The 5,047-nt window shown below is 75.5% G+C and carries 5 protein-coding genes; 2 read left to right on the top strand and 3 right to left on the bottom strand.

Annotated elements, in window-relative coordinates:
• The first annotated feature begins 169 nt into the window (after positions 1-169).
• Both ACXR2U_RS23815 and ACXR2U_RS23810 read left to right on the top strand, forming a co-directional pair.
• Positions 170-1,369, top strand: coding sequence for a hypothetical protein (locus tag ACXR2U_RS23815; RefSeq protein WP_458827581.1), 1,200 nt, complete (start codon positions 170-172; stop codon positions 1,367-1,369).
• Positions 1,366-2,190, top strand: a complete 825-nt coding sequence (locus ACXR2U_RS23810; protein ID WP_458827580.1) for an alpha/beta fold hydrolase — start codon at positions 1,366-1,368, stop codon at positions 2,188-2,190. The genes ACXR2U_RS23815 and ACXR2U_RS23810 overlap by 4 nt, the downstream gene beginning before the upstream one ends.
• On the opposite strand, the gene ACXR2U_RS23805 is transcribed toward ACXR2U_RS23810, so the two are convergent.
• The 3 genes from ACXR2U_RS23805 to ACXR2U_RS23795 all read right to left on the bottom strand — a co-directional run bounded on the left by ACXR2U_RS23805 (position 2,182) and on the right by ACXR2U_RS23795 (position 4,886).
• Positions 2,182-3,066 carry an oxygenase MpaB family protein gene (locus ACXR2U_RS23805; RefSeq protein ID WP_458827579.1) on the bottom strand — a complete coding sequence of 295 codons (885 nt, stop codon included), beginning with the start codon at positions 3,064-3,066 and terminating at the stop codon, positions 2,182-2,184. The genes ACXR2U_RS23810 and ACXR2U_RS23805 overlap by 9 nt on opposite strands.
• A 75-nt stretch (positions 3,067-3,141) precedes the next feature.
• Complete coding sequence (locus ACXR2U_RS23800) at positions 3,142-3,978, bottom strand: RecB family exonuclease (protein ID WP_458827582.1); 837 nt, start codon at positions 3,976-3,978, stop codon at positions 3,142-3,144.
• Positions 3,979-4,019: 41 nt separating this feature from the next.
• Positions 4,020-4,886, bottom strand: coding sequence for a PHP domain-containing protein (locus tag ACXR2U_RS23795; protein WP_458827578.1), 867 nt, complete (start codon positions 4,884-4,886; stop codon positions 4,020-4,022).
• Positions 4,887-5,047 lie beyond the last annotated feature (161 nt).

Here is a 5,047-nt window from a genome sequence, read left to right as displayed (position 1 = left end):
GGCGAGCACCGCGCCGAGGCCACCGCGACCACGGCGGCCGGCGAGAGCGCCGACCGCCCGAAGCGCACCCGCCAGCGGCGTCGTCGCCGCGCGGGTCAGCCCGTCGAGGGCGGCTCGGCCACCACCACCGACTGACCGGCTCCACGGGTCGGTCTGGAAACATCGGGTCGTGCCCTCGCCTGCCCTGCCGCCCGCGGCCGCGGCCCGGTTGCGGCGGGCGCGGATCCGGTACGCGGCCGTCGTCGTCGTGGCCCTCGCGGCCATCGGACTGACGATGGGGCTGGTGATCGGCACCGGCGAGTCGGCCCACGCCACCCTCGTGACCGGGACGGCCGCGCCGGCGGTGCCCGGTGGCACCGTCCGGCCCGCGCCGACCACGGTGTGGGACACCGACGACCGGGCGGCGAGCACCGACCCGCTGTGGGTCGGGACGGTCGTCACCTGGTCCGAGCACACCCTGTCCGGCCGGGACGCCGCGTCCGGCGCGGTCCGGTGGTCCTACTCCCGCACCGACCTGTCGATCTGCGACGCCGTCCAACAGAGCGGTCGCGCCTTCGTGTTGTTCGGCCGCGACGGCGACTGCGACGAGCTGTCCACGTTCGACACCCAGACCGGCCGGCGGGGCTGGTTCCGCACCCTGCCCGACGACGGCGAGGGCCGGTTGCAGTTCGGCGGCACGGGGCTGGTGGTCTCGTACCCGGACAGCTTCCACGCGATGCAGGCGACCACCGGCATCGACCGCTTCCCGATGGTGCCGACCAGCGGGTCGGACTGCCGGTTCACCTCGGTCGTGGCGGGTGCGAGCGGCATCCTCGCCTCCGAACGGTGCACTGACGGCGAGCACCTGGCGCTGTGGTCCAACGACGGCGCCGACAGCCAGCCGCAGCGACTGTGGCGGGTGGGCGTCACGTCAGGCGTCGCGGCCGTCGCCGAGTCGGCGGCCGCGGCGTTCGCGTACGACCCGGTGAGCGGGACGCTGTCGCGGTACACGACCGAGAAGGGCGTCGAGCGCGGCGCCGTCGCCCTGTCCCCCACGACCACCGGCCCGGCCGGGGACACCGTGACGCTCGGCTCGGACCTGCTGCTCGACCTCGGCGACCGGCTCTACCGGGTCGACGCCGCCGGCGGGTTGATCTGGTCGGCGGCCGCCGCCGGGCCGCCCACGCTCGTCACCGCGTCGAACCAGGTCATCGCCGACCGGGTGCTGGTGGCGTCCGCGGACGGCGCGCAGGTCCTCGACGCGACCAGCGGCTCCCCGCTGACCACGTACTCGCTGCCCGTGGACAGCGGTGACGGGCCACGTCGGGTGTACGCCGCGGGCGGCGGGCTGTTGGTCGCGAGCGACGCCGGACTGGCGTACCTCCGGTGACCACTCCCTCGGCGGCGCGGCAGCTCGCCCCGGTCGCACCCCTCCCCGAGCGGGTGCTGGCCGCCGCGATCCTCGTGCCGGGCTACACCGGGTCGAAGGAGGACTTCGCCCCGCTGGTCGCTCCGCTCGCCGCCGCCGGTATCGCCGCCCTGGCCGTGGACCTGCCGGGTCAGAACGGGGCGCCCGGGCCGGCCGAGGTCGCGGGGTTCGCGCCCGACGCCCTCGCGGCGTCCCTGGTGGAACTCGCGGGGACCGCCCGCAGCGACTTCCCCGACGCCCCGGTCCACCTCCTGGGTCACTCGTTCGGCGGGTTGGTGGCGCGCGCCGCGGTGCTGGCCGCCCCGGCCGCGTTCGACTCGTTGGTGCTGCTGGACTCCGGGCCTGCCGCGATCGGCGGTAACCGGCGCGCGCTCATCGAGGCGATGGAGCCGGTGCTCGCCGCCGGTGGGGTCGAGGCCGTCTACGAGGCGACGCTCAAGGCCGGGCGGCGCGACCCCCGCTGGGTCGAGCCCCCGGCGCCGCTCGCGCAGTTCCTGCGGTCCCGGTTCACGCGGACGACGGCGGTGAACCTGGCGGGCATCGGACGCGCGATCCGTGAGGAGCCGGACCGCACCGACGCCTTGGCGGCGTTGGGCACCCGGGTGCTGGTCGTGTGCGGGGTGGACGACGACGCCTGGCCGGTCGCGGAACAGCAGGAGATGGCGGACCGGCTCGAGGCGGGGTTCGCGCTCGTGCCCGACGCCGGGCACTCCCCCGCGGTCGAGAATCCCGCGGGGTTGCTCGAGGTCCTGCTGCCGTTCTGGTCGAGGCCGTCAGGCTGAGGCGTCGAGGTCGGCGACCTCGGGCGGCTGCATGGCCCAGCGGATGGTGCGGACCAGCACCTCACCGGCCGGGCGGACCAGCGCGGTCTCGGTGACCGGGAGCCGTGGCAGCCGCAGCGGCCGCCGCGCCCACCCAGGTAGCAACGACACCGCGGCCGCGGCCAGGACGCCGTACGCCGGGCGGACCGCCAGCGGCAGCGGCGGGCGCACCAGCAGGAAGCGGGCGGCTTCCGCGGCTTCCGCGGTGCGACGCAGTTCCGGACGGAAGCTGGCGAGGCGCTCCTCGAGTTCCTGCTCGGTCACCGGCGGGTCGAGCACGCCGAGCTTGCGGCCGACCACCGCGAGGTCGGAGACGTACCCGTCGCGCTGGTCCTGGTCGAGGTCGACACGGCCGAAACGCTTGTGCGCACGCAGGAAACTCCACGCCTCGGTGACCTGCACCCACTCCAGCAGGTGGGGGTCGGACGCCGAGTACGGACGGCCGTCGGGAGCGGTGCCCTTCACGCGGCGGTGGATGCCGCGGATCTTCGCCACGGTCCGCTCGGCCTCGGCGGCCGGCCCGTACGTGGTCATGGCGAGGAAGTAGCTGGTGCGCTGCAGGCGTCCCCAGGGGTCGCCCTTGTAGTCGGAGTGTCCCGCGACGCCCGCCATCGCGAGCGGGTGCAAGGACTGCAGGAGCAGAGCCGTCAGTCCGCCGACGAACATCGACGCGTCGCCGTGGACCTCCCGGATCGGACGGTCGGGGCCGAACCAGCGCGGACCCTCACCGTCGTGGATGCGGGCGCGGTGGGAAGGGCCGTCCGGACCCGCGACGCGGGCGAAGACGGTGGCCCCGACGCGCTGACGGACGGCGGCGAGGTCGACCGGAGATGCCATGTGTCCGGTCTACCCACTCGATGTGAACGTGTTCAGTCCGGGGTCGGACCGGGACTCAGGCGTGTCCTCCCGGGATCACGCCGCGGGCTCGGCCAGCCCGCTCCAACTCGGTACCGCGGGCGCGGCGCGCTGGCCGTCCGGGCAGTGACGGCGCATGTCGCAGGTCGAGCACCAGGAACCCGTGACGGTCGGGAAGGTGCGGTCGGGGTCGGCGCCGGCCGTGAGATCCGCGGTGGCGGCGAGGATCTGCCGGCCGGTGGCGTCGGCCCGGCGGACGTGGTCCGCGAGGCTGGCGTCGCTGTGGTCGGCCCGGGCGATGGTGGCGCTCGGCAGGTGGTGCAGTTCCACCGTGCGGCACGGACGGCGCAGCCGACGCGCCGTGCCCAGCGCGTACAGCGCCAGGGCGGGCGAGGCGGCGGCGTCCGCCTCGGTCGGGACGTGGCGTCCGGTCTTGTAGTCGACCACGACGAGGTGGCCGTCGCGGTCGTCGAGCCGGTCCAGCCGTCCGGAGACCGCGAGCACGTCGGTGTGGGTGCCGACGGTGCGTTCGACGCCCACGGGCGGGTGCTCGGCGTCGAGCGTGGCGGGCCGGCCGTACAGCGCCCGCTCGAGGTAGTCGCGGACCCAGCCGGCGGCGCGGGTCCGCCAGGTCAGGGACTGGTCGAGGTCGCGGAAGCCGTCGTGCTGCCACGCGTCGACGGTGAGTTCCGCACCGTTCGCCGGGGTGCGGTCGGCGGCCGGGCGCTCCCAGAACCGTGCCAGGGCCACGTGCACCGCGGCGCCGACGGTGTTCGCGGCCCACGGACCGCCGCTCGGCGGGGACGGCCGGTCCAGGTAGGTCAGCCGGTACCGGCGGGGGCAGGCGAACGTGGCCAGCCGGGTCGGGGTGCAGCGCAGCAGCGGCTCCGGCATGGCGTCGAAGCCCAGCTGTTCGCCGGTCACGACACCCGCCGTCAGACCTCGTCGCCGCGCACGGGGCGGATGGCGGTCGGTCGGTCGACGAGGCGCTGGTAGGCGTCGTCGCTGGTGGTGCAGGCGGCGATCGGGGTCGGCTTGTTGGTGCCGTGGTAGTCCGACGACCCCAGTCCGACCAGGTCGAGTTCGGCCGCGAGCTCCCGCAGGTGGGCGCGGTCCTCCTCGGTGTGGTCGGGGTGGTCGATCTCGAGGCCGACCAGTCCCGCCGCGGCGAGGGTGCGGATGGCGTCGTCGCCGATGATGTCGCCGCGGCGGCGGGCCTGGCCGTGTGCGAGGACGGGCAGCCCGCCCGCGCCCCGCACGAGCCGGACGGCCTCGACGACGTCCATGTCCGCCTCCTGCACGTAGTACGGCGACTCGGTGGACAGCAAGTCGGTGAACGCCGAGCTGACGTCGGGCACGACACCGGCCTCGACCAGGGCCCGGGCGATGTGGGGCCGGCCGATCGACCCGCCCGCGGCGAGGGTCTCGACCCGCTCCCAGGTGATCGGCAGGCCGCCCTCGACCATCCGGCCGACGATCTCCCGGCCGCGGTTGATCCGGGAGTCGCGCACGCGGTCGCGCTCGGAGCCCAGGGCGGCGTCCTCGGGGTCGAACAGGTAGCCCAGTAGGTGGACGCTGATGCGCGAGTCGTCCTCGCGGAACCACTTGGTGCTGAACTCGGTGCCGCGCACCAGGGTCATGTGGTCGGGCAGGGCGGCGAGCGCGGGCGCCCACCCCTGGGTGGTGTCGTGGTCGGTCAGCGCCAGGACGTCCACACCGGCCCGCGCGGCGACCGCGACCACCTGCTCCGGGGTGTCGGTGCCGTCCGAGGCGGTGGAGTGGGTGTGGAGGTCGATGCGCACCCGCGCGACCCTAGGTCATGGAGCGCGGTCGTCGGCGCGGCGCGGTCGGGCCGGGAGCGCCGAGATCAGGTGTCCTGGCGGCCGCGGGGCCGGCGCGCGACCGGGCGGTCGCGTGCGATCGCGGGCAGCGGGGCGGTCGCACCGGGCGGCGGGACGGTCGC

The sequence above is a fragment of the Jatrophihabitans sp. YIM 134969 genome (assembly GCF_054456675.1).
This window is presented reverse-complemented; position numbering and strand designations above follow the sequence as displayed.